This is a genomic window from Kitasatospora sp. NPDC101183 (assembly GCF_044767945.1).
Classification (GTDB): domain Bacteria; phylum Actinomycetota; class Actinomycetes; order Streptomycetales; family Streptomycetaceae; genus Kitasatospora.
On record NZ_JBIWOW010000023.1, the window covers coordinates 52,463 to 74,966 of the forward strand.

A 22,504-nucleotide genomic window follows, 5' to 3' on the forward strand; every position below is an offset into this window, starting at 1 on the left:
TCTAGGAGGGCCCCGCGGGGCGGGCAAGACGGGGACGTAAATGCAGGTGCGGGTGGGTGGGGAGGGCTGGTAGAACTCCCGGGTGCACAAGACTTTGGAGTTCTCAGACGCGGTCCGGCTCATCGAGGAGCGGGTGGCGGCCTTCTGCGAGGTCGTGGCGGCGGCCCCCGATCTCGGCGCGACGGTGCCGACGTGTCCCGACTGGACGCTGTTCGACCTGGCGCAGCACATCGGGCAGAGCCGGCGGTTCTGGGCGATGAACCTGGCCGCCGGGGCGGCGGACGCGCCGTCGGCGGAGGCCGTCGCGGTGAAGAACGGGGCGGCGCCGCAGGAGCGCGAGGCGCTGGTGGCGTGGATCGCCGAGGGCGCCCGGCAGCAGGTGGCGGCGCTGCGGGAGGCCGGGCCGGAGGGCGAGTGCTGGACGTGGTGGGCCGGCTCGCAGTCGCCGCGGAACGCCGGGGGGCTCGCGCGGCACCAGCTGCAGGAGATCGCGATGCACACCTACGACGCCCACCTCACGGTGGGTGACCCGCAGCCGCTTCCCGAGGAGATCGCGTACGACGGGGCGGACGAGTTCCTGCACACCTGCTGCTCGACCTCGGTGGCCTGGCCGTTCGAGCCCGCGATCCTCGACTACCACGTGGAGGACGGGCGTTCGTGGCGGCTGACGCTGTCGGGCGAGGGCGTGCGGGTCTCGGAGGTCGGCCCGGAGCCGGCGGACCTGACGGGCCGGGCCTCGGCCGGCCAGCTGGTGCTGTCGTACTACGGCCGGGTCGGGATCGACGCCCTGGAGCTGGAGGGCGACCGGACGGTCCTGGAGCGGCTCGTGCACTGGGACCCGAGCGCGTAGTGGACGACGCAGCCGGCGCGCCCGACTGGTTCTGGGACGCCCTGGAGGCCGCGCGCCCGCGCCTGACGGCGCTGGAGGCGTGGCTCGTCGCGCAACCCCGGGAGACGCTGGAGGAGTTCGCGCGCGTCTTCGAGGACGCGGCGGGGGAGCTGGCGGACTACTCGGAGGGCGTGAGCGTCGACGGGCTGGTCTGGTCCGAGGACGCCACCGAGGAGTTGTGCTGGTGGGTGGTCGGGCAGGGGCGCGCGTTCTGGCGCTCGGTGGCGACGGGGGACGTGGGCCTGGGGGAGGCCGCGCAGGCGTACCTCGGCCGGACACAGGCCGCCGTGGTCTGGGACGAGACCGTCCTCGGCCCGGAGCACCGGGGCTACCAGTCGCCGGGGGACCTTGTCTACGGCGTCTACCGGTCCCGCTTCGGGGTGTACATGGAGGATCTGTAGGGAGCAGGAAGTCGGCCGGGCCGACTTCCTGCTCCTTTGCTTTACGCGGCCGGGCGTTGGCCGAGCCACTGTTCGGCGTCCCACGCCACGAAGCGCTCCACTTCGGCGAAGCCGAGCTTCGCGGCGAGGCGCATCGAGGCGGTGTTGGCGCTCTGGGTGGTGAGCACCACCGGCTCGCCGGGCAGGGCGGCGGTGAGCCAGTCGAGGGCCGCCGCGCAGGCCTCGGTGGCGTAGCCGGAGCCCCAGGCGCGGGGCAGGAACAGGTAGCCGAGGTCGAGCTTTCCGGCGGCGGCCGGGCGGCTGTCGGCCGTCCCCCTCCGGAGGAAGATCTGGCCGATCATCGCCCCGTCGAGCTCGACCACGAAGCCGCCGGGCCACTGCTCGGGTATCTCGGGTGTTTCGCGCTCCAGTTCCTCGCGCGAGCGGGGGCCGCCGAGGTAGGTGTGCACCTCCGGGGAGGCTCCCAGCTCGATGAAGGCAGGGCGGTCGCGGGCTTCGGGTGCGCGGAGGACGAGCCGCTCGGTGCGGATGGGTGCGGGGGGCCAGGTGACGTGGCTCAGATGGTCCATCCGCCTCACGCTAACAGGCGCTCAGATTCGTGGGTTCCGCCACTTCGGCGGGCCGGACGGCGGGAGGGAGACTTCCCGGCAACGGCCAGGAGAAGGGGGAACGGCATGGTGAGCAGCAGTCAGCAGTACGACGGGATCGGTGAGGCCTTCGAGGGCTTCAAGACGCTCCCGATCACCCGGTACGGGGAGGTGCCCGGGTTCCTCGGGCTCGTCGGGGATGTGGAGGGGCGGTCCGTGCTCGACATCGCCTGCGGAACGGGCTTCTACAGCCGGGAGTTGAAGCGCCGGGGCGCGTCGAGGGTGCTCGGGTTCGACATCTCGTCGGCGATGGTCGACGCGGCGCGGGCGCTGGAGGAGCGGGAGCCGCTGGGGGTGGAGTACGAGGTCGGGGACACCGCAGAGTTGCGGAGCTTCGAGGAGCCCTTCGAGGTCGCGGTGGCGGTCCAGGCCTTCAACTACGCGGAGGACGTCGCCGGCATCGAGCGGATGCTGCGCAACGTCCACCGGAGTTTGCGGAAGGGCGCCGGGTTCTATCTGTTCGGGCAGAACCCGGAGTACCGGTTCGACGGGCCGTCGCTGGCCAAGTACGGGTTCCTGTGCGAATCGTTGGGCGAGGAGACCGAGATCGGCCCGCGCGTGAGGGTCACGGCGCTGCTGGACCCGCCGATCTCGTTCGTCGCGAACCCGCCGAGCAGGGAGGTCTACGAGAGCTGCCTGCGGGCGGCGGGGTTCGGCGAGGTCGAGTGGGTGCCGCTGGAGGTCTCCGCCGCCGGTCTGAGGGAGTACGGCGAGGAGTTCTGGGACGAGTACGTCGCCAACCCGCCGCTGACGATGCTGCGTTGCGTGGCGTGACGGGCGGTCAGGCGTAGTCGGCCGGAGGCTGGGCGAGGCCCGGGCCGCCGGTGTGCGGGGTGGGGACGTAGTCCTCGGGCGGGGTGGGGAGGGCCTGGAGGCAGGCCGGGGAGCAGGCGTTGACCAGGAGGGGCAGGACGTCGGCGGCGACGCGGAGCGAGATCCAGGCCTGGTGGACCTCGGCGCTTTCCAAGGAGCGGTCGCAGACGCTGCACGTGCGGAGTTCGGTGAGGTCCTGTTCGGCGGCCGGGAGCGCCGGGAACGGCGGGCGGAGCTTCTCGTTGCCGTAGAGGGCGCGGGTGCTCACGGTGCTGCGCCGCAGGTTGGGGCACCTGGTCAGCTCGTACGGGTACCAGTGCAGCCGGTAGGAGGTGTACGGGGTGAACTCCTCCAGGCTGGTCATGGCGCCGATCTCGGGAGGGAGGCGGACCAGGTTGCTGCCGTAGAGGTTGAGGTGCTTGACGGCGGTGAGCTTCGCGATGGTGGGCGGCAGGGTGACGATCTCGCGTCGGTCCTGGGGGCTCAACTCCGCGAGCGGCCGGAAGACTTCCCTGCCGTCGGCGGCGGCCTCGTCGATCAGGGTCAGGAGATGCTGCCAGGCCGGGGACGAGGTGTCCTGGCGCTCGGCGTGGAAGCGCACCCGCCGCCGGTTGCTCACCTCGTGCTGGTCGAAGCACGTGCATATGTCGCGGGAGAGCGGTGCCGGCTCCGGTTCATTCGCCATGGGCTCTTTTGTACAGGAGGCCGACGGTTGCGGGGGGGGGGCGGGGGGGGGGGCGCCCCCGGCGCCCCCGCGGCCGGGCGCCCGGCGCCCCCCCCGGCCCCGGGCTGGGGCGCGGGGCCCGGGGGGGGGGGGCGGCCCGCGGGCCCCCCCCCCCCCCCCCGCAACCGGGTGTGGAGCTCCGGCCACGCGGTGGGACCGCGTGGCCGGAGCGGGGTCAGGCGGTGAAGCGGGGGTCGCGGGCTTCGATGGCTTGGATGAAGGCGGTCCATTCGGCCTGGTCGAAGGCGAGGTGGGGGTGGTTGGGGTTCTTGTCGTCGCCGACCCAGACGTCTCCGTTGTCGAAGCGTGCGATGACCACGCAGTCGCCGTTTCCTTCGCCGGAGAAGGGTGACTTGACCCAGGCAGCGGATGCGGGCTCGTGGTTGTAGGGGTTGTGGCGGTCGCGCATCGAGGCCTCCCGGATGGCTAGGCGGTGAAGCGGGGGTCGCGGGCTTCGATGGCTTGGATGAAGGCGGTCCACTCGGCTTGGTCGAAGGCGAGGTGGGGGCGGCTGGGGTTCTTGTCGTCGCCGACCCAGACGTCTCCGTTGTCGAAGCGTGCGATGACAACGCAACTGCCGTTGTCGTCGGCAGAGAAAGGGGACTTGACCCACTCGGCGTCGGTGGGCTCGTGGTCGTAGGGGTTGTGGCGATCGCGCATCTGGGCCTCCTGGTTGGTCAGGCGGTGAAGCGGGGGTCGCGGGCTTCGATGGCTTGGATGAAGGCCGTCCATTCGGCCTGGTCGAAGGCGAGGTGGGGGCGGCTGGGGTTCTTGTCGTCGCCGACCCAGACGTCACCGTTGTCGAAGCGAGCGACGACCACACAGTTGCCGTTGGATTCGCCGGAGAAGGGAGACTTGGCCCAGGAGGCGGAGGCGGGGTCGTGGTCGTAGGGGTCCTGCTGCTCGCTCACGTGATCTCTTCCAACTTGCGTTCAAGGGCGGCAACGGTGGCGTCAGGCGAAAGCGCACACCGCTTCAACCGGGCGAATGCGCGTTCGGCGCGGCGAACCTCGCGTCCCGATTTACGCGGGAGCATACCGCCGACTGCTTCTACGAAGGTGAAGCCCTCTCCGGGCTCTCCTGGGAAGCGAAGAAGCGTGAGCCCAGATGCCAGAATCCCGGGTCGTCCGGCGCTCAACGGGACCATGCGAACAGTAACGTTCGGGTACTGAGCCACCTTGATGACGTGCCGGATCTGACCAGCGAGAACTTCCTCGTCGCCGCCGACCAGCAGGGCGACCTCTCCGAAGTAGGCGTCGAGTTCGAGCAGCGGGGCATCAGTGAGGCGACGCTGGCGCAGGATGCGGATCTCGGCAGCGGCCTCTGTCTGGTCTTCGCTGAGACCGTCAAGACCAGTGGCAATGATCTCGCGGGCGTAGTCCTCGGTCTGCAACAGGCCCGGGAAGGCCGACAGGTAGTAGTCGAGCATCCGAGTTGCATCGGATTCGAGGCTCAGGTACTCGGCGAAGGCCGCGCTGATGGTGTCGGCGAACTCGTGGTCCTGCCACCACTGCCGCGAGGGGCTGTCGGTGGCGAGGGACTCGATCTCCTCGCGCTCAGGCCCGGAGACGCCGCAGTGGTCGAGGTAGGCGGCCAACTCGGCTGCGGTGACCGGCAGTAGCGCTCTTTCGATCTTGCTGAGGCGGGCCGGGTTCCAGCCCTTCAAGCCGGCCGTGACCTCGGCAAGCGTCTTGTTGTTCTCCGTTCGCCATGCTCGTAGCTCGTCTCCGAGCCGGATCTGCCTGATTGCTGACGGGTCCGTGCTCAACATCCCTCCCAAGTCGGGCCCAGTCTCGCTGTTGAGGCTGCGGGGACTCAAGCCAACTCCATGATCAACTAATTTATTTTCTGCTTGTCGCCGTTCGGGTTGCAAATTCGATTTCCAGTACTCCACACTCAACGTGACCGCTTGAACACGCCACTGAAGGTGTGGGGTGACTCATGTCCACCTTGCGTAACCCGGTCCTCCGAACCTGGGAGACCGTCCTCACCGAGCACTCGACCTCGGTCCGTACCGCCCGCCAACTCATCCGCGAGCGCCTCAACTCCTGGGGCTGGACCGGCGAACCGGTCGACGACCTCGTCCTCATCGCCTCCGAGCTCGTCACCAACGCCGTCGTCCACGCCTGTCGTGGCCGGGGTGAAGTCCGGCTCTCCCTCCAGGAGTTCGACGGCGACTGCCGGCTCGAAGTCTGGGACGCGCACAGCAGCCTCCGCGTCCGCCGCCCCCACCCGCGCCGCTTCGCTGAAGGTGGGAGGGGCCTCGAACTCGTCCGTCAACTGTCCTGCGACTTCGGCGTCGTCGTCCGCCAGGGCGCGGGCAAGCGCGTCTGGGCCCGCGTCCTCCTCACGCCCACCAACGACCGTCCCCCGCCCGGGAGTTGATCGCCATCAAGCTCGCCATCATCGTCGCCAGCCTGACCCTGGCCTGCTTCGCCTCCGAGCTCGTCCCCGCCCGTCAGCCGCAGGCCACCGCCGACGTCGTGTGGTGGACCACCCTGGCCGCCGCCCTGATGACCGCCCTCACCCGGTGCAACGACCGCACCGACGACGACGATTGACCCCACCGCTCAATCCCTGGAGCCCCCGGTGCCCAACCTCCACCCCGCCGCGATCGCCTTCCGCGACCCCGACGCCCTCCTCGACCGCTGCCGCATCGGCGGCGTCCGCAGCCTCTACCGCGAGCCCGGCTACGAGTCGTGCGCCGTTCTCCCCACCGGCGAGTGGCACCCCCTGCACACCGACGCCCCCGCACGGTACGCGCCGAACCTGTTCACCAAGGACGGCGGCCTCGTCGAGTTCTTCCGCCTCCCCGACACCGTCACCGACGCGCACTCCCTCGCCGCCCTGGTCGGCGAGTTGGGCGACCCCTTCCCCGTCCCGCTCCTCCCGACCGACGACCCGCCCGCGAACCCGTCACCCACCGGCTGCCGGAGACGGGCCTGCGCCCCGGCCTGCACATCGACAACCGCCAGAACCTCTCCTACCGCGACTGCCGCGATGCGCGCCGACGCCTCTGCGCCAACTTCGGCCCCGGCGCCCGCTACCTCCTCCTCGCGACCACCACCATCCTCTCCGTCTGCGCGGGCGTGCGGGACCACTACGAGACCCACCACCCGCACACCCGCGACCTCTGGAGCTACCTCGGCGCCAAGAGGCCCGTGTCCGTCCTGCGCCTGCGCGTCGAGCCGGGCGAGGGGTGGATCGCCCCGACCGTCCTCCTGCCCTTCGACGAGTCCACCGAGGGCGAGGACCTGCCCTCCGCCACGGCCTCCTGGCTCGGGCACTGGGAGCGCGGCCTCTTCGGCCCGCTCTTCTGATCCTGACGCGCACTCACTCTCCGTGCACGCCCCGAACGGGGGGCGGGCGGGCGCCGCCCGGTTGCGCACCTTGGAGTGCGCCGAGGCTGAGGGGCGCGTACGAGAAGCCGCGCGCCCTGCCTCGCGCCGCCAGGAGCGTGCGGGAGCATTCCGCTTGCGTGTCAAGCCAGTTGACGATCCGATGGGTTAGCATCCGATGGCGTCGACTCGCGCAGGGGGTGGAGCCGTTGCCGTTCGGATTCGGTCGGAAACGCAGCAAGCCGGAACCCGTGGACACCGATGCGCCGGCCGCCGGGCCGGTGATCGCCTACACCTACGCCCTCCAGTACCTCGCGAAGGGGGCCGGTGAGGACGAGAAGGTGTGGAAGACCGCCAGGACCGTCGCCGACGAGTTGGTGACCGGGGCGCTTCCCATCACCGCCGAGCAGCCCAGCATCGACCTGGTGACGGTGGGTCCGTACCTGCTGTCGCAGACCCTGTCGCAGATGGGGGCGGACGGGTCGACCTTCTACCGGATGCAGTTCTGGAAGGGCGACGTTCCGAACGACGAGCTGGACGCCACCGCTTCCTGCATGACGGTGTACGACACGTAGTCGTACGAGACGCCGAGGGGCGCACGGCTGTCCGTGCGCCCCTCGGCCGCACGCTTCACTCCGTGCTCTCCCGGTCGACGACCCGCAGGGCCGTGACGGCGGCGACGGCGTCGAGCCAGCGGGCGACCAGGAGATCCCCGTCGGGGTCCTCGACCACCATGGCGGCCGCATCGAGCCAGGCACGGGCGGTGGTGGCGGCGGGGCCCGGCAGGGGCTCGGGCAGGGCGGCCGCGAAGCGAGTGCCGCCGGCGCGGACGACCTCGGCGAGGAAGGCGAGGGCGCGGGGGAGCACGCCGAGCCGGTCGGCGGTGATCGCGGCGGCCACGGCGCCGTCGCCGAAGAGGAGGACGCGGTGGGGGCCGGGGTTCGGCAGGCCGAAGCGCAGCAGCACCTCGACGTCGAGGGCGGCCAACTGGTCGTCGCTGCGGGGGCGGTCGGTACTCATCGGGGCATCCGGACGCTGACGAGGGTCGGGTAGTTGTCGTCGGAGGCGCCCTGGAGGTGCCCGTCCAGGAAGTCGCTCTCGTTGACCCAGGTGGTGAAGCCCCACGGGTTGTGGACCTCCAGGCGGTCCCCGTCGCGGGCGACGACGATCATCTGGTGGCGGCCGTGCGGGCCCTCGGCGGAGAAGGGGACGGGCTTGCCCTCGTCGACCCGCTTCTCCATCTCGGCCAGGGCGGCCTGCCGCTCGTCCCGGGTGTGGAGGTTGTGGTTGTCGTACTTCGCGCCGGTGTTCTTGCCGATCTCGTCGTCGGCCGCGAGCCGGGACTCGGGGTTGGTCATGCCGTCGTCCTTGTCCGTGTCCTCGCGGGTGCTGTAGACGCGCTCGGACTCCTTGGTCCACCGGTCCTTCGCGGCCTGCCCGTTGTCGTACGCCGGGTCGCCGGGGTGGCCGCCGGTGGTGAGCTGGAAGGCGAACAGCGGGTCGACCATGGCGCGGCCGGTCACGGTGGAGGCGGCCACGCAGGAGTTGCGGTTGCCCTGGTCCCAGGTCACGCCCTGGTAGCCGGTGTCGTGCTTGCCGCCGTGGGCCGCGTCGAGTTGGACGGGCGAGATCCGCTGGGCGAGCCAGTCCGGGTCCTCGGCGTGGGGGCGGATCTGATCGTCGAAGGCCTTGATCTCGTCGTAGTTGTGTCCGGCGGCGAGGGCCTTCATCAGGTAGGCGCGTTCGGCGGGGGACTTGGTGTCGGCGAGAAGGGCGTCGAAGCGGGCGCGTTCGGCCTCGCTCATCCTGTCCATGAACTGGCCTGCCCTGGTCACGTCGTTGGAGGTGAGGAGGGTGGTGTCGCTGGAGGTGAAGGTGGTGTCGGCGATGACGAGCTTGTCGACGGCGCCGAGCCCCTTGTTCTTGAAGCGGCCGGCCAGGGCCTTGCCGGCGAGCGCGTTGAGCTCGCGGGCGGCGGCGCGGCCGGCGTTCTCCGCCTTCACGGCGGCGTCGAAGACGGTCTTGATGCCCTCCTTGGCCTTGGCGTGGGCGGTGTGCATGGTGTCGTCGTCCCAGTGGAACGGGTCCGGCGCGTCGGAGACGGTGATGTCGTGGAGGAGTTTCAGCGCCTCGCGCAGCGGCGGCTCGCCCTTGCCGTGCAGGGTCTGGGCCTCGCGGAGGGCGCCGGCGAGGGTGACGAGCTGGTAGCGGCCCCGGTTGAAGGAGTCGCGGCAGTTGCCGAGGTCGTCGGCGGAGGCCTTGACCACGGCGGCGGCCTTCTCGCCGACCTGGCCGGTCCAGGCGTCCGGCAGGTGCAGGGTGCCGACCTTCGTCACGGTGGTCCGCACCTCGTCGAGGTGGTCGGCGGCCGTGCTGTAGGCGGCGGCGAGGCCGTCGAGCCTTCCCGGGTCGCCCTTGGGCGGGGAGAGGCGCAGGGCGTCGGCCACCGCGTACTTGAGGTCGCCGGCGCCCCACATGCCGTGGGACTCGTCGATGGTCCTCTTGAGCTTCTCGACCTGCTGGCGGTGGCTGCCCGCCGCGCCGGGGCGGCCGGGGTAGGGATGGTCCGGCACGTCAGGCCCCCTGGTACTGGCGGCCGACGCCGTTGTCGGTGGCCGCGTAGTTGGCGACGGTGCCGTGCACCTTGCCGCCGAGGTCCTTGAGGGCGTCGACGTTGACGTCCAGCTCGTCCTGCCAGGCGGACCAGAAGGCCTTCGCGGCGTCGCCGGCGCCGTACTCGCCGAAGGTGTCCTCGCCGGACATGGCGAGCTTGCCGAGCACGTCCTTGACGGAGCCCACGTCCCCGCCGGCGGCTATCAACTGGTCACCCGCGTCCCCGAGTTTCTCCGGATGCGCGCTGAACCCCGACCCGGCGCCATCGCTGACCATGGTGCCCCCCGTTTCCCTGATGACGGTCCGTAGATCGCTCACAGAGTAGCGCCCCGGCCGCGCGGACCGGAGCGCCCGGCTCCCCATCTGCCGGGCGCGGCACGGGGGTTGCCGTGCCGGGGGCGGCGGGCGCGGGCCGGCCGGCCCGCGCTCACCACCACCTACGCCCGGGTGCAGCGGGAGGGGTGGAGGCGGCCGGTGGCGGCGAGCCAGGTGACGAAGGCGGCGAGGACGATCCAGCCGGGCCAGCCGGTGAGGCCCATGGTGAGCGGGTCGAGCGGGGAGTCCGGGGTGGCGAACCGGCGGACGGCCGAGACGCCCATGGTGCTCGCGAAGGTGTGCGCCAGGACGGCCGGGACCACCGAGCCGGAGCGCAGGCGCAGCCAGGTGAAGACCGGCAGGACGAGGACGCAGCTCAGGACGAAGGCGGGCACCGCCACGTACCAGGGCCGGCCCGGGTACTGGCCGCCCATCAGCAGGGGCGGCAGGTGCCAGAGGGCGAAGGCGGTGCCGGTGAGCAGGTAGGCGCGGACGAGGGAGGCCGTGCCGCCGGGGCGCAGGAGGCGGGGGAAGAGGAAGCCCTGCCAGCCGAGTTCCTCGCCGAAGAAGAGCGGCAGGGAGACGACCATGTTGACGACGCCCTGGAGCACCCAGGAGGAGGCGGCGCCCGAGGTCATCACGCCGAGCCCGGCGAAGGGGTAGCCGCCCGCGAGGGTGCCGAGCGCCAGCGCCGCCGCCGTCAGCCCGCCGAGGACGCCGATCGGCAGCAGGCAGGCCCGCACCGCGCGGGCCCGGGGCAGGTGCAGGGCGAGGGCCGCGCGGACGCTGCCGTCGCGCTCGACGAAGCGGACCACCAGAAGCGCGGCCAGTGCCGGGGCGAACATCGCCGCGCCGATGCACAGTTGCTCCCTGAGGCCGGTGCCCTCCCGGGCGGAGGAGCGCTGGTACCCGTCGGACAGCAGCGGGGCCATCGCCGCCCACATCCCGGCGTTGGCGAGGGCCAGGTAGACCAGCAGGCCGAGCCTGCGGCGGGAGATTGGCCGAAATCGTATCCGTGTCGTCATGCCGGGGACGCTACGGACCCGAACGGCGGCGGGGAACGAACTCCTCTGCCGTTCACGGGGGTTGTGCGGTGCCGGAGGAGGGTGCAGTTCTCGGGCTGTACGGCGGCGACGATACCTGGTAGGGGGCCGAGTGGCGGGATCGTTTCGGTCGGAGCGGCGACCGTTTCCGCGGGGCCGTTGGAACCCCTCAATTCACAACTGCTTTGCCGATCAAGCACGATGGAACAACAGGATCTCCCGTTGCCGCAGGTCAGGCGGCATACGTTCGATTTTGCCGTCGGCTGAAAACCGATTGTGTGATGGCTTGTTCGGGGTGGACAGCCCCGACGCTCCGTGTCATCCTCGTCCATCGGGGGTCGAAGGTATTCCACGTTTTCATCCGGGAATTCATATGCGGCAATTTCGACAGACGCTGTACCGGCCCCACGTGAACATCAGGTGCCGTTTTCGACGGCCGGGGGGCTGAGTAACCGCCCAACGGGCTCCAACGTCCCGTTTTCCATCTGGAAGTTCGAGCATCGGGCCAGGAATGGGCCCTTGGGCTTGGCTGGGAATCTGCTGGTCCCGACCAAGATCGCCGATCATATACTTCCTTGTCACAACCATGACAATCACCCCAAGGCGGCAGCATGCGCATTCCCCCTGCGGACATTCTCGGTATCGGCGCGGTCAGCGGATACGGCTGGTCCATGGACGAGTTGTGGTCCGGCCTGCTGTCGGGGAACACGTCGATCGCCTCGTACAGCGACTTGGGCGGGCAGTTTCCGGATCCGTGCTGGCTCTCCCGCCTTCCTGAGGGCGGCGACCCGGATTCGGGGAGCACGCGGTACGGGCGCGCGGTGACCGCGGCGGCCGACGAGGCCATCGCCGACGCGATCGGCCGTGGTTGGCGGCCGGGGGAGAGGGTCGCCCTGCTGTACGCCACGACCGGGGCGGATCGCGAACTGTGGCGGCAGCGGTACCTCGGGCCGGAGCCGGGCAGCCCCCGCCGCTGGTTCGTCGAGCAGGTGTGGACCACCCCGGCGGCCCGGGTGATCAACCGCTACCAGTTCCACGGGCCGTCCATGGTCGTCAGTGCCGCGTGCGCGTCCGGGCTGCACGCGATGGCCCTCGGACAGCGCCTGATGGCGACCGGGGACGCGACGGACGTGGTGGTGGTGTCGGCCGACGTCGGCTTCGACGGCGAGGAGATACGAGCCTTTGCCAATCTCAACGCCCTGGTCTACGACTCCCCGCCCCAGGAGGTGTGCCGGCCGTTCCACGGGGACACCCGGGGCTTCATCATGGGCGAGGGGGCGGCGGCGCTCGTGATGGCGCCGGCGCGGCAGCCGGGCGTCGAGGCGCACGTTCGCCTGTTGGGCTCCGCGATGGGCAACGACGCGTACCACCCGGTCTCCATCGAACCGTCCTTCACGCACCTCCTCGGCGCCATGGACACCGCGCTCGACCGTGCCGGGGTGGCACGGGAGCAGGTCGACTTCTACTCCGCGCACGGCACGGGCACCTCGCAGTGCGACGAAGCGGACATCACCGTGGCCGAGCACCTGGGCAAGCAGTCGGTCGCCTACTGCTTCAAGCCCATGCTGGGTCACACCATGGGCACCGCGCCGCTGCTGGAGGCCGTCATCACGGCCCGGGCGTACAGCGAGGGGCTCCTTCCGGCTTCGGCGGCCGAGCCGGAGGCGCACCCCCAGCTGGCGCGCGGGCACATGCCCCACCCGGGCGGGATCACCGCCCAACTCGGCCTGGGCTTCGGCGGGAACGTCACCGCGGCCGTCTACGAGGACGTGCGCTGACTCCCGGGTCCTGAGGGGCGCGGGCCGGCCTCCGCCCGCGCCCCGGTGCGCGCCGGGCGGTGTCTGACGGGCGGCCGCGCTGGGCAGGCTCGTCGGCGCAACGATCTGTCACCGCATCCGGGAGGCCCTGATGGCCGCAGTGCACGAGTCCGTCCTCGACGCGATCGGCGGGACGCCGCTGATCCGCCTGGCCCGGCTGGGGGCCGGGCTGGCGGCGCCGGTGTACGCCAAGGCCGAGTTCCTGAACATCGGCGGGAGCGTCAAGGACCGCGCCGCGCTGTCGATGATCCTCGCGGCCGAGCGGGACGGCCTGCTGCGGCCCGGCGGGACGATCGTCGAGGCGACCTCCGGCAACACCGGGATCGGGCTGGCGATCGTCGGGCGCCGGCGCGGCTACCGGGTGATCGCCGGGGTGGCGGACAAGTCCGCGCCCGAGAAGGCGGACATCCTGCGGGCGTACGGCGCCGAGGTGGTGCTGGCGCCGACCGGGGTGGCGCAGGAGGACCCGCGGCACCTGTTCAACGTGGTCCAGCGGCTGGCGGAGGAGATCCCCGGGGCCTGGCTGGCCAACCAGTACGACAACCTGGCCAATCCGGACGCCCATGTGCGCACCACCGGCCCGGAGTTGTGGGAGCAGACGGGCGGACGGCTGACGCACTTCGTCGCGGGCGTCGGCACCGGCGGGACGATCACCGGCACCGGCGGGTACCTCAAGGAGGTCTCCGGCGGCAGGGTCACGGTGGTCGGCGCCGACCCGGAGTCCTCCACGTACGGCGGGGGCGACGGCAGCCCCTGGTACGTGGAGAGCATCGGCCACTTCCTGCACCCCGAGACCGTCGAGGACCGCTGGCCGCAGGCGTACCAGCAGGAGGTCGTGGACTCCTTCGAGCGCGTCCCGGACCGCGAGTCGCTGCTGACGGCCCGCCGGCTGGCGCGGGAGGAGGGCATCCTCGCGGGCCCGTCCTCCGGGACGGCCGTGGCGGCGGCGCTGCGGGTGGCGCGGGGGCTCGGGCCGGACGACCTGGTCGTGGTGCTGCTGCCGGACTCCGGGCGCTCGTACCTCTCCAAGGTGCACAGCGACGCGTGGATGCGGCAGTGGGGCTTCCTGGAGGAGGAGGGCGCCGAGGGCCTGCGGCCGCTGCTGGAGGCGGCCGGGCCGCTGGTGTCGGTGCCCGCGGGGGCGACGGTGGCCGAGGCGGTGCGGGCGCTGGGCGCCGCGCCGTACGGGGTGGCGCCGGTGGTGCTGGAGCGGCCGGACTGGCCGTACGGGGTGAGCCCGGCGGAGGTGGTCGGCACGGCGGACGGGGCGGCGCTGGCGGCGGGGCTCGCGGACGGCTCGGTGAAGCCGGACGACCGGGTGGGCGCCGTGGCCGGGCCGCCGCTGCCCGGGGCCGGGGTCGGCTGCTCGCCCGAGGAGGCGCGGGAGCGGCTGCGGGACGGGGCGCGCGCGGTGCTGGTGCTGGTGGACGGGAAGGTGGCGGGGGTGGTCGCGCCCTGATGCTCCTCAGGGGGTGAGAACGGCGCGGATGACGCGCTCCAGGGTCCGCTCGAAGGTGGTGTCCGGCGCGGCGGGCGGGCCCTGGGTGGCGAACGCCTGGGCCAGGTGCGGGTAGTCGCCGCTCATGGCCGCCCGGCCGAGGTAGCCCACCAGCTCCGCCTGCCACTTGGCGCCCGCCGCCGCCGTCTGCTCGTACTGGGCGAACTGGCAGATGAAGCCGTTGAACATGGCCATCGCCTCCATCCGCGCGCCGCCCGACAGGCCGGTGGGGGCGGTGACCGCCAGGAAGTGGTCGGTGTAGCGCAGCGCGTTGGGCCCGATGCCGGGGCGGGCCAGGACCAGGGCGGGCAGCCAGGGGTGGCGCCGGAAGATGGCGAGCTGCTGGTGGGCGAGGGCAGCGAGGTCGGCCCGGACGTCGCCGGTGGGCCCGGGCGGGAGCCGGTACTCGGCGGCGGTGGCGTCGAGCATCAGGTCGAGCAGGTGCTCCTTCTTCGGCACGTAGTTGTAGAGCGACATGGTGCCCGCGCCGAGCACGCCGGCGACCCGGCGCATGGAGACGGCGTCCATGCCCTCCGCGTCGGCGATGCCGATGGCGGCCGCGGCGATGGAGCTCCGGCTGTGGGCCGGGCGGGGGCCGCGGCCGGTGCGCTCGGGGCGCAGCCAGATCAGTTCCGGGGCCTCGGGCGGCGTCGGCCTGCCCGGTGCCTCCGCGGAGAAGGGGTCGTCGGGGCTGCTGGGGGTGTTGCTGGACGGCACTGGAAGATCACCTCGCGCTCCCATCTTAGATACGTACGGCGTACGTAGTACGATGTGCTCGCGCGCGCTTCTACGTACGCTGTACCTAGAGAAGGGCAGAACCATGTCCCCCGCCACGTCCCCCGCCATCGAGATGGCCGGAATCGGGAAACGATTCGGCGCCACCGAGGCCCTGACCGGCCTCGACCTCACCGTTCCCGCCGGCACCGTCTGCGGCCTCCTCGGCCCCAACGGCGCCGGCAAGACCACCGCCGTCCGCGTCCTCGCCACCCTCGTCGCCCCCGACCGCGGCACCGCCCGCGTCGCCGGGCACGACGTGGTGCGCGCCCCGGAGGACGTGCGGCGCGCCATCGGCCTCGCCGGGCAGTACGCCGCCCTCGACGAGGGGATCACCGGCCGCGACAACCTGCGCATCTTCGGACGGCTCCACCGCCTCGGCACCCGCCGTGCCCGCGAGCGCGCCGACGAACTGCTGGAGCGCTTCGGCCTCGCCGAGGCCGGGGACCGCCTGGTGCGCACCTACTCAGGCGGCATGCGCCGGCGCCTCGACCTCATCGCCAGCCTCGTCACCAGCCCGCCCGTGCTCTTCCTCGACGAGCCCACCACCGGGCTCGACCCGCGCAGCCGGCAGGAGATCTGGGGCACCGTACGGGAGTTGGCGCGGGGCGGCACCACCGTGCTGCTCACCACCCAGTACCTGGAGGAGGCCGACCGGCTCGCCGACGAGATCGTCGTCGTCGACCACGGCGCCGCCATCGCCACCGGGCCACCGGACAGGCTCAAGGCGGCGATCGGCAGCCAGGTGTCCGTCACCCTCGCCGATCCTTCCCAACTCGCCGCCGCCGCCGTGCTGCTGTCCACGATCGCCGGGGGCGGGGCGGCCCGGGTGGACGAGGCCGAGCGGACGGTGACCGCGCTGACGGCGCCCGGGGTCGCCGTCCTCATGCCGCTCCTCGTCCGGGAGTTGGACAACGTCGGCATCGAGGCCGAGGACGTCGCCGTCCGGGCGCCCTCGCTGGACGACGTGTTCCTCGCGCTGACCCGTGACACCGCCGAGACCGGCGCTGCTGCTGCCGCCGCCGACGAGCTGGGGAGGGCCGCCTGATGGCCACCGTGACCCTGAACGCCGCCCCGCGCCCCTCCACCGGGGGCCGGCTCGCCTCCGACACCTGGACGTCGATGCTGCGCGTCCTGCTCAACTACCGCCACTCGCCCGGCCTGTTGGCCGCCTCCCTCGGCGTTCCCGTGGTCATGGTGGTGGTCTTCGGGTACGTCTTCGGCAGCGCCATGCAGGTGCCCGGCGGCGGGGACTACCGGGAGTTCCTGATGCCCGGCCTGTTCGCCATGGTCGCCACCAACGGCATCATGCCCACCATGGTCGGCGCCGCCCGCGACGTCGGGCGCGGCGTCACCGACCGGCTGCGCTCGATGCCCGTCTCGCGCACCGGCCTGCTGCTCGGGCAGAACCTCGCCGACCTGCTGGTCAGCGTCCTCGTCCTCGCCCTGCTCGCCCTCGTCGGGCTGGCCGCCGGCTGGCGCGCCCGCCACGGACTGGCCGACGCGGCAGGGGCGTTCGGGCTGCTGCTGCTCTTCCGGTTCACGATGACCTGGGCCGGAACGCTGCTCGGCCTGATCGTCGGCAAGGAGGAGGCGGCCGGCCAACTCGCCGTCGTCGTCTTCCCGCTGGCGATGGTCACCAACGCGTACGTGCCCACCGGCGGGATGCCCGGCTGGCTGCGGACCGTCGCCGACTGGAACCCGATCAGCGCCGTCGTCCACGCCTGCCGCGAGCTGTTCGGCAACCCCGCCGCGCCCTCCGACGCCTGGCCCATGCAGCACGCCCTGCTCGCCGCGCTGCTGTGGAGCGCCGCGCTGCTCGCGCTCTGCGGGCCGCTGGCCGTACGGAAGTTCGCGACGCACGGCCGGTGACCGGATGACGCGCCCGGCTCCGTCATGTTGATGGACACAAGGGGTCGGTGTGGTTTTGGGTGGGCGCCATGGAGTACACCCACCTCGGCCGCACCGGCCTGACCGTCTCGCGCCTCTGCCTCGGCACCATGAACTTCGGCCCCCACACCGAAGAGGCCGACGCCCACCGCGTGATGGACGCCGCGCACGAGCACGGCATCAACTTCTTCGACACCGCCAACGTCTACGGCCGCGAGTCCGACGGCAGCCTCAAGGGCCGCACCGAGGAGTTCATCGGCCGCTGGTTCGCCCAGGGCGGAGGGCGGCGCGAGCGCACCGTCCTCGCCACCAAGGTCTACGGGGCCATGGGCGACTGGCCCAACGAGGGCCGCCTCTCCGCCCTCTCGATCCGCAAGGCCGTCGAGGCCAGCCTGCGGCGCCTGCAGACCGACCACATCGACCTGTACCAGATGCACCACGTCGACCGGGAGGCGCCCTGGGAGGAGATCTGGCAGGCGATGGAGGTGCTCGTCGCCCAGGGGAAGATCCTCTACGTGGGCTCCTCCAACTTCGCCGGCTGGCACATCGCCCGGGCCCAGGAGGCCGCCCGCTCCCGCAACTTCCTCGGGCTGGTCAGCGAGCAGTCCCTGTACAACCTGCTCGACCGCGCGATCGAGCTGGAGGTCATCCCGGCCCTGGAGCACTACGGCCTCGGCCTGATGCCCTGGTCCCCGCTGCGCAGCGGCCTGCTCGGCGGCATCCTGCGCAAGGAGCGCGAGGGGACCCGGGTGCGCGGCGCGATGCCGCACGCGAGCGAGATCCTCGCCCTGCACCGCGACCGGATCCAGGCGTACGAGGACTTCGCCGACGAGCTCGGCGTCGACCCGGCCGACCTCGGCCTCGCCTGGCTGCTCAGCCGACCCGCCGTCACCGCCCCGATCATCGGGCCGCGTACGGCGGCGCACCTGGACGCGGCGGTGGCGGCGGTGGACATCGAGCTGGACCAGAAGACCCTGGAGCGCCTCGACGAGATCTTCCCGGGGCACCGCCCGGCCCCTGAGGACTACGCCTGGTAGACCATCGTCGGATCTACCGGGCGTCCCCCGCGCACAGCGCGTGGTCGATCAGCGCGCTTCCCGCCCGCTCCTGCTGCTCGATGTGCGCGGGGGAGTCGCCCAGGGCCTCGGACATGGACACCACGGCGCTGCGCCGGCCGTCCGCGGTCACGCCGTTGAGGGTGATGTAGCCGCCGTCCCCGCCCTCGTGGCCCCAGTAGGTGCCGCCGCAGGTCAGCCGGCGCTCGACGAGGCCGAGCCCGTACCCGCTGCCCTTGCCCCACATCCTCGTGAGATCCGGGCTCACCTCGACCGTCGCCTTCATCTCGGCCAGCTGCGCGGCGGGCAGCAGGCGGCCCGAGAGCAGGCCCCGGAAGAGGAGGTTCTCGTCCCGGGTGGTGGAGACGAAGGAGAGGATCTCGTGGTCCACCGGCACCTGCTCGGTGACGTCGATCCGGTGCTCGGCGTCGAAGAACTGGTACGCCCGCGCGTGGGGCTCGGGCAGGGTCGGGGAGGTGCCGAGCCAGCGGGTGCGGTCCAGGCCGAGGGGGCGCAGGACGCGGTCCTCGATCTCCTGGTGGGCGGGGCGGCCGGTGGCCTTCTGGATGACCATTCCGGCCAGGATGTAGTTGGTGTTGGCGTAGCCCCAGCCCCTCCGGCCCGGCACCTTGAGGGAGTCGTCCACCAACTCGTCGCTGCTGTAGACCTTGTAGCGCTGGTCCTCGTACTCCTCCGGCGTGTTGTACCCGGGCAGGCCGTCGCGGATGCGGCTGGTGTGCTGGAGCAGGTCGCGCAGGGTGATCCTGCGGCCGTCGAGGTGCTTGCCCTGCACCCGCTCCGGCAGCCAGCGCTCGACCTTGTCGTCGAGGGAGAGCCTTCCCTCGGCCTCCAGTTGGAGGAGCACGGTGGCGACGAGGGTCTTGGAGGTGCTGGCCATGCGGAAGTACCCGTCGGGGTCGACCGGGCCGCCGGTGTTCACGTCGGCCGTCCCGGCGGTGGCGACGCTCTGCCGGCCGTCCGGCCCGATCACCCGCGCCTGGACGCCGCTGATGCCGAGGGCCTGGATCGCGGCGGTGTCGCGGCGCAGCTGCTGGGTGGTGGTGGTGGAGGAGGAGGAGGAGGACGCGGCGGGCCGGGCGACGGCGGCGGAGGCCTGCGCGGCGATCAAGGTGGCGGCGCCGAGGACGAGCGCGACCTGCTTACGGAGCGTCAAAGTCATGACGGGAACGCTAGTTTCGTGCACCAACGACGACAATCGGGTGCATCCCCGAGATCCGAGGGGTGCGAGGTCGGGGTCGTCTCGGGGGCACCCCCGAGATGTGGTAGCAAGGCGGACATGACGGAACGGATCGGTGAGCGGGCGGCCTACCACCACGGGGCGCTGCCCGAGGCGCTGGTGGCGGCGGCGTTCGAGGTGCTGGACGAGCAGGGCCAGGAGAAGGTCAGCGTGCGGGAGGTGGCCCGCCGGGCGGGGGTGTCGGCGGCGGCGCCGTTCCGTCACTTCGCCGACCGCCAGGCACTGTTGACGGCGCTGGCGGACCGGGTGCTCGCCGACTTCGTGGACTGGCAGGAGGCGCAGGTCTCGGCGGCGGGGGGCGGGTCGGCGTTGCGGGCGCTGGGCCTCGGGTGCGTCCGGTACGCGCTGCACCACCCGCGCCGCTTCGAGCTGGTGCGCTCGCGGGTGTTCGCGCCCGAGCCGTCGCGGGAGCCGGAGCTGCGGGAGCGGCTGGACTCCATCGAGCGGGAGTTCATCGACCTGGTGGTGGCGGACCAGGAGGCCGGGCGGGTCGGCCCGGGGGACCCCGCGCTGGTGAAGCTGGCGGGCCAGGCGCTGGTGTACGGGCTGGCGCAGATGATCGTGGACGGCTACCTCCCGGCGGACCGGGCGGAGGAGCTGGCCGTCCGGGTGCTGGACACCTTCCGTGACGGAATCGCCAACGTCCGCTCCCAGTAGCCGAATTGTGGCTGCGCGGAGCCTTGACCGGCCTCCCGGGCGCTGATGTAATCACCGATCACATGGGCGCGGGAACCGCCCCGAGGGAGGTCGGAATGTCCACCGGTACGGAACCCGGCACAACGTTCGTCCCCGAGAGTCCGCGCCCGGGTTCACGCCCGCGCTCGCTGTTCGCCAGGCCGCAGCGCGGCTACACCACCGCCGCCGCCACCGGGGACACGGTGGTGCTGCTGATCGGCATGCGGATCAACCGCTTCTGGGCCGTGCACCACTGGGGCCCGGTGATGTTCGCGATGTTCCGGATGCTGCACGAGCTGCGCCGCAGCCCCGAGCGCGGCCTGCGCGGGCGCATCCTGCTGACGGCCTCGCCGCGCACGTACTACGTCGTCCAGTACTGGGAGTCCAAGGAGAAGCTGTACCGCTACGCGAGCGCGCCGGACGGCTTCCACCACACCGTGTGGGGCATCGCCAACCGCAAGGTGCGGGAGGGGAGGCTGCGCGGGCACGTCGGGCTGTGGCACGAGACGTACATCGTGCCGGAGGGAGGGTACGAGTCGATCTACTTCGACATGCCCGCCTTCGGGCTGGCCGGGGCCACGGGGGTGCTGCCGGTCGAGGAGCGCGGGCGGCACGCGGCGCAGCGGCTGGCGTTCCGGTCCGAGGAGGGCCGCGAGGAGAGCCGCGAGCAGGGCCGCGAGGAGAGCTGAGCCAGGGCTCCCGAGGGAGTGTCGCGGGCCGACCGCCGCCCCGGCGTGAGAGCGTCATGGGATGGCGGAGAGGGCTGTGGCACCGGTGGTGCACGAGGTGCCGTACCACGCGCAGTGGGAGTCGGCGGAGCTGGTGCGCGAGATCGTCGACGGACGGCTGGACGCGGCGGCCGACCCGCGCTGGGGCCAGTCCGGCGCGGCCACCCCGGAGGAGTACGGCTGGTGGTCCTGGCGCCTGTGCGGGGTGGCCTGCCTGCGGATGGCCCTGGACCACTGGTGGGGCGTCGCCCCGGCCGCGATCGGGCTGGCCGGGGAGTGCGTGGCCGCCGGGGCGTACGTCCGCGACGGCGAGAGCCTGCGCGGGCTGGTCCACGTGCCGTTCGCGGACTACGCCCGCGAGCGGTGGGGACTGGCCGCGCGGGCAGCCGAGTTGACGCCCGAGGAGATCGCGGAGGAGGTGGCCGCCGGGCACCTGGTGATGGTGTCCGTGCACCCCTCGATCCGCGAGCCGCTCGGGCCCGAGCCTGTCCGGCGCGGCGGCCATCTGGTGCTGGCGGTGGGCGCCACGGACACGGCGGTGGTCATCCACAACCCGTCCGGCTTCCCGGGCGAGTCGCAGGCCTTCGCGCACGTGCCGTGGCGCGCCTTCGGGCCGTTCTACTCCGGGCGGGGGATCGTCCTCGGGCCGCCGGCGGGGATGGAGTCCTAGACCTTGACGGGCGTCCGCTCCTCGGCCTCCCGGGTGCCGAAGCGCCGTACGCCCGGGACCGCCGCCGTGCCCGCGCAGGCCAGCACCACGAGGGCCGCCGCCGTCAGCAGCGGGACGCGGTCGCCCCAGGCGTTGGCGGCCAGCGGCGCCAGGACGTAGCCGACCGGCGCCGCCGCCAGGGAGATCAGCCAGTCGTACGAGGTGACCCGCGCCAGGACGTGCGCGGGGAAGTCCTGCTGGACGGCCGTCTCCCAGACCGGGTTGAGGAAGCCCAGCCCGGCCAGCGCCACCGCGTACACGGCCACCGTGACGGGCGCGGGCAGCGGGATCGCGAGGGCCGTCAGCGGCAGCCCGTACAGGGCGAGGGCGAGGTTGCCGGCCAGGACGGGGCGCCGGGGCCGCACCCGGCCGGCGATCAGCGAGCCCGCCAGCAGGCCCACCGCCGAGGCCTGGCTGATGGCCACCCAGGCGCCGTCGCCGCCGAGGCGGGTGGCCGCGATCAGCGGGCCGAGGGTGAGGGCGACGGAGGCGGCGCCGTTCCAGACGCCGTGGGCGATCAGGCTGGTCCAGTACCAGTCGCGGGAGCGGACCTCGCTCCAGCCGTCGGCGAGGTCGCGGCGGAGCGAACTCCGCTCGGCGGACTTCCTTTCGACGGAGATCCGGCCGATCCGTGCGAGCAGCGCGGCGCTCAGCACGAAGGACAGGCCGTCGAGGACGAACGCCCAGCCGGGCCCGGCGGTGTACACCAGGACGCCCGCAAGGGCCGGGCCGCCGAGCCTGGCGGCGCTGAGGGCGGAGCCGAGCAGGGCGTTGGCGCGCAGCCGGTGCTCGTCCGGGACGGTGGCCCGGACGAGCGGGGTGGAGGTCGGCATGGCGAAGGCGGAGGCGAGGCCGCCGACCACCTCGGCGGCGGCGATCTGCGCCAGGCTCGGTGTGCCGCCCAGGAGTTGGACGCCGACGAACAGTTGGGACAGGGCGCGGACGGCGTCGGTGGTGAGGGCGACCAGGCGCGGGTCGAGGCGGTCTCCGACCACGCCGCCGAAGGGCAGCAGGAGCAGCCGGGGCACCATCGCGCAGCCGAGCACCAGGGCGAGGGCGCCGGCGGAGCCGGTGGCGCGGGTGATGGCGATGGCGAGGGCGGCGGGGACGACGGCGTCGCCGAGCGTGGAGACCGTTCGGCCGATGAAGAGCAGGCGGAAGTCGCGCAGGCGCAGCGGATGGCTAGGCATGCCCAGCAATGTATTTCGGTACCGAAATTTCGGCAACGAATATTTTTGTGCCGTATACTTCGCTGTCGTTCGATTGGGTGGATTCCCGGCAGACCGGCCCTTTCGGGCACTCCGTAGACTCTCGTGC

The 22,504-nt window shown here is 72.3% G+C and carries 28 protein-coding genes; 15 read left to right on the forward strand and 13 right to left on the reverse strand.

All coding sequences use genetic code 11. The features are described from left to right. The first annotated feature begins 82 nt into the window (after nt 1-82). Together ACIRRS_RS28615 and ACIRRS_RS28620 are read left to right on the forward strand one after the other, a co-directional pair. Nucleotides 83-850: a maleylpyruvate isomerase family mycothiol-dependent enzyme gene (locus tag ACIRRS_RS28615; protein ID WP_402976400.1), complete on the forward strand. Its 768-nt coding sequence runs from the start codon at nt 83-85 to the stop codon at nt 848-850. Beyond that, nucleotides 850-1,290 carry a hypothetical protein gene (locus tag ACIRRS_RS28620; RefSeq protein ID WP_402976403.1) on the forward strand — a complete coding sequence of 147 codons (441 nt, stop codon included), beginning with the start codon at nt 850-852 and terminating at the stop codon, nt 1,288-1,290. Before ACIRRS_RS28615 ends, ACIRRS_RS28620 begins: the two co-directional genes overlap by 1 nt. Before the next feature lie 41 nt (nt 1,291-1,331). Here the strand turns inward: ACIRRS_RS28620 and ACIRRS_RS28625 are convergent, their stop codons facing one another. Next, on the reverse strand, nt 1,332-1,859 hold the full coding sequence (locus ACIRRS_RS28625) for a GNAT family N-acetyltransferase (protein ID WP_402976405.1): 528 nt from the start codon (nt 1,857-1,859) through the stop codon (nt 1,332-1,334). A gap of 105 nt (nt 1,860-1,964) precedes the next feature. On the opposite strand from ACIRRS_RS28625, the gene ACIRRS_RS28630 reads away from it, so the two are divergent. Then, nucleotides 1,965-2,711, forward strand: coding sequence for a class I SAM-dependent methyltransferase (locus ACIRRS_RS28630; RefSeq protein ID WP_402976407.1), 747 nt, complete (start codon nt 1,965-1,967; stop codon nt 2,709-2,711). A gap of 7 nt (nt 2,712-2,718) precedes the next feature. Here ACIRRS_RS28630 and ACIRRS_RS28635 read toward each other — a convergent pair whose 3' ends face one another. The 5 genes from ACIRRS_RS28635 to ACIRRS_RS28655 all read right to left on the reverse strand — a co-directional run bounded on the left by ACIRRS_RS28635 (nt 2,719) and on the right by ACIRRS_RS28655 (nt 5,245). Next, nucleotides 2,719-3,435 (reverse strand): leucine-rich repeat domain-containing protein, encoded by a 717-nt coding sequence (locus ACIRRS_RS28635; RefSeq protein WP_402976409.1) that lies wholly within the window; start codon nt 3,433-3,435, stop codon nt 2,719-2,721. Nucleotides 3,436-3,649: 214 nt separating this feature from the next. Beyond that, nucleotides 3,650-3,883 carry a DUF397 domain-containing protein gene (locus tag ACIRRS_RS28640; protein ID WP_402976412.1) on the reverse strand — a complete coding sequence of 78 codons (234 nt, stop codon included), beginning with the start codon at nt 3,881-3,883 and terminating at the stop codon, nt 3,650-3,652. A gap of 17 nt (nt 3,884-3,900) precedes the next feature. Next, nucleotides 3,901-4,134, reverse strand: coding sequence for a DUF397 domain-containing protein (locus ACIRRS_RS28645; RefSeq protein ID WP_402976415.1), 234 nt, complete (start codon nt 4,132-4,134; stop codon nt 3,901-3,903). Nucleotides 4,135-4,151: 17 nt separating this feature from the next. Beyond that, a complete protein-coding gene (locus tag ACIRRS_RS28650; RefSeq protein ID WP_402976418.1) occupies nt 4,152-4,385 on the reverse strand; it encodes a DUF397 domain-containing protein in 234 nt (77 codons plus the stop codon). After that, nucleotides 4,382-5,245, reverse strand: coding sequence for a helix-turn-helix domain-containing protein (locus ACIRRS_RS28655; RefSeq protein ID WP_402976421.1), 864 nt, complete (start codon nt 5,243-5,245; stop codon nt 4,382-4,384). Before ACIRRS_RS28655 ends, ACIRRS_RS28650 begins: the two co-directional genes overlap by 4 nt. A gap of 170 nt (nt 5,246-5,415) precedes the next feature. On the opposite strand from ACIRRS_RS28655, the gene ACIRRS_RS28660 reads away from it, so the two are divergent. From ACIRRS_RS28660 to ACIRRS_RS28675, 4 genes are all read left to right on the forward strand, one after another. Further along, nucleotides 5,416-5,859 (forward strand): ATP-binding protein, encoded by a 444-nt coding sequence (locus ACIRRS_RS28660; protein WP_402976424.1) that lies wholly within the window; start codon nt 5,416-5,418, stop codon nt 5,857-5,859. Continuing rightward, the gene (locus ACIRRS_RS28665; RefSeq protein ID WP_402976427.1) at nt 5,856-6,035 is read left to right on the forward strand and encodes a hypothetical protein; all 180 of its coding nucleotides are present in this window, start codon (nt 5,856-5,858) and stop codon (nt 6,033-6,035) included. Before ACIRRS_RS28660 ends, ACIRRS_RS28665 begins: the two co-directional genes overlap by 4 nt. Before the next feature lie 528 nt (nt 6,036-6,563). Then, the gene (locus ACIRRS_RS28670) at nt 6,564-6,794 is read left to right on the forward strand and encodes a hypothetical protein (protein WP_402976430.1); all 231 of its coding nucleotides are present in this window, start codon (nt 6,564-6,566) and stop codon (nt 6,792-6,794) included. Nucleotides 6,795-7,063: 269 nt separating this feature from the next. Continuing rightward, entirely contained in the window at nt 7,064-7,387 is a 324-nt protein-coding gene (locus ACIRRS_RS28675) for a hypothetical protein (protein ID WP_402976433.1), read from the forward strand. A gap of 55 nt (nt 7,388-7,442) precedes the next feature. Here the strand turns inward: ACIRRS_RS28675 and ACIRRS_RS28680 are convergent, their stop codons facing one another. The 4 genes from ACIRRS_RS28680 to ACIRRS_RS28695 form a co-directional block, all read right to left on the reverse strand. Beyond that, the gene (locus ACIRRS_RS28680; protein WP_402976436.1) at nt 7,443-7,832 is read right to left on the reverse strand and encodes a hypothetical protein; all 390 of its coding nucleotides are present in this window, start codon (nt 7,830-7,832) and stop codon (nt 7,443-7,445) included. Further along, nucleotides 7,829-9,385, reverse strand: coding sequence for a hypothetical protein (locus ACIRRS_RS28685; protein ID WP_402976439.1), 1,557 nt, complete (start codon nt 9,383-9,385; stop codon nt 7,829-7,831). Before ACIRRS_RS28685 ends, ACIRRS_RS28680 begins: the two co-directional genes overlap by 4 nt. Before the next feature lies 1 nt (nt 9,386). Continuing rightward, on the reverse strand, nt 9,387-9,701 hold the full coding sequence (locus ACIRRS_RS28690) for a hypothetical protein (RefSeq protein ID WP_402976442.1): 315 nt from the start codon (nt 9,699-9,701) through the stop codon (nt 9,387-9,389). A 161-nt stretch (nt 9,702-9,862) separates the two neighbouring features. Then, on the reverse strand, nt 9,863-10,765 hold the full coding sequence (locus ACIRRS_RS28695; RefSeq protein ID WP_402976445.1) for a CPBP family intramembrane glutamic endopeptidase: 903 nt from the start codon (nt 10,763-10,765) through the stop codon (nt 9,863-9,865). Between the two features lie 629 nt (nt 10,766-11,394). Here ACIRRS_RS28695 and ACIRRS_RS28700 point away from each other — a divergent pair. After that, nucleotides 11,395-12,561 carry a beta-ketoacyl synthase N-terminal-like domain-containing protein gene (locus ACIRRS_RS28700; protein ID WP_402976448.1) on the forward strand — a complete coding sequence of 389 codons (1,167 nt, stop codon included), beginning with the start codon at nt 11,395-11,397 and terminating at the stop codon, nt 12,559-12,561. A gap of 130 nt (nt 12,562-12,691) precedes the next feature. Continuing rightward, on the forward strand, nt 12,692-14,059 hold the full coding sequence (locus ACIRRS_RS28705; protein ID WP_402976451.1) for a pyridoxal-phosphate dependent enzyme: 1,368 nt from the start codon (nt 12,692-12,694) through the stop codon (nt 14,057-14,059). Between the two features lie 6 nt (nt 14,060-14,065). Here the strand turns inward: ACIRRS_RS28705 and ACIRRS_RS28710 are convergent, their stop codons facing one another. After that, nucleotides 14,066-14,815 carry a TetR/AcrR family transcriptional regulator gene (locus tag ACIRRS_RS28710; protein WP_402976454.1) on the reverse strand — a complete coding sequence of 250 codons (750 nt, stop codon included), beginning with the start codon at nt 14,813-14,815 and terminating at the stop codon, nt 14,066-14,068. Between the two features lie 103 nt (nt 14,816-14,918). On the opposite strand from ACIRRS_RS28710, the gene ACIRRS_RS28715 reads away from it, so the two are divergent. The 3 genes from ACIRRS_RS28715 (at nt 14,919) to ACIRRS_RS28725 (ending at nt 17,799) form a co-directional block, all read left to right on the forward strand. Continuing rightward, a complete protein-coding gene (locus tag ACIRRS_RS28715; protein ID WP_402976457.1) occupies nt 14,919-15,920 on the forward strand; it encodes an ATP-binding cassette domain-containing protein in 1,002 nt (333 codons plus the stop codon). Continuing rightward, a complete protein-coding gene (locus tag ACIRRS_RS28720; RefSeq protein ID WP_402976460.1) occupies nt 15,920-16,744 on the forward strand; it encodes an ABC transporter permease in 825 nt (274 codons plus the stop codon). The genes ACIRRS_RS28715 and ACIRRS_RS28720 overlap by 1 nt, the downstream gene beginning before the upstream one ends. A 68-nt stretch (nt 16,745-16,812) precedes the next feature. After that, the gene (locus ACIRRS_RS28725; RefSeq protein ID WP_402976463.1) at nt 16,813-17,799 is read left to right on the forward strand and encodes an aldo/keto reductase; all 987 of its coding nucleotides are present in this window, start codon (nt 16,813-16,815) and stop codon (nt 17,797-17,799) included. 13 nt (nt 17,800-17,812) lie between these two features. On the opposite strand, the gene ACIRRS_RS28730 is transcribed toward ACIRRS_RS28725, so the two are convergent. Continuing rightward, nucleotides 17,813-18,997: a serine hydrolase domain-containing protein gene (locus ACIRRS_RS28730; RefSeq protein ID WP_402976466.1), complete on the reverse strand. Its 1,185-nt coding sequence runs from the start codon at nt 18,995-18,997 to the stop codon at nt 17,813-17,815. A gap of 117 nt (nt 18,998-19,114) precedes the next feature. Here ACIRRS_RS28730 and ACIRRS_RS28735 point away from each other — a divergent pair, with 117 nt between their 5' ends. From ACIRRS_RS28735 to ACIRRS_RS28745, 3 genes are all read left to right on the forward strand, one after another. Further along, on the forward strand, nt 19,115-19,732 hold the full coding sequence (locus tag ACIRRS_RS28735) for a TetR/AcrR family transcriptional regulator (protein WP_402976469.1): 618 nt from the start codon (nt 19,115-19,117) through the stop codon (nt 19,730-19,732). Between the two features lie 167 nt (nt 19,733-19,899). Next, the gene (locus tag ACIRRS_RS28740) at nt 19,900-20,439 is read left to right on the forward strand and encodes a DUF4188 domain-containing protein (RefSeq protein ID WP_402976596.1); all 540 of its coding nucleotides are present in this window, start codon (nt 19,900-19,902) and stop codon (nt 20,437-20,439) included. A 61-nt stretch (nt 20,440-20,500) separates the two neighbouring features. Further along, complete coding sequence (locus tag ACIRRS_RS28745) at nt 20,501-21,148, forward strand: C39 family peptidase (RefSeq protein WP_402976472.1); 648 nt, start codon at nt 20,501-20,503, stop codon at nt 21,146-21,148. On the opposite strand, the gene ACIRRS_RS28750 is transcribed toward ACIRRS_RS28745, so the two are convergent. Continuing rightward, nucleotides 21,145-22,377, reverse strand: coding sequence for an MFS transporter (locus tag ACIRRS_RS28750; protein WP_402976475.1), 1,233 nt, complete (start codon nt 22,375-22,377; stop codon nt 21,145-21,147). The genes ACIRRS_RS28745 and ACIRRS_RS28750 overlap by 4 nt on opposite strands. Nucleotides 22,378-22,504 lie beyond the last annotated feature (127 nt).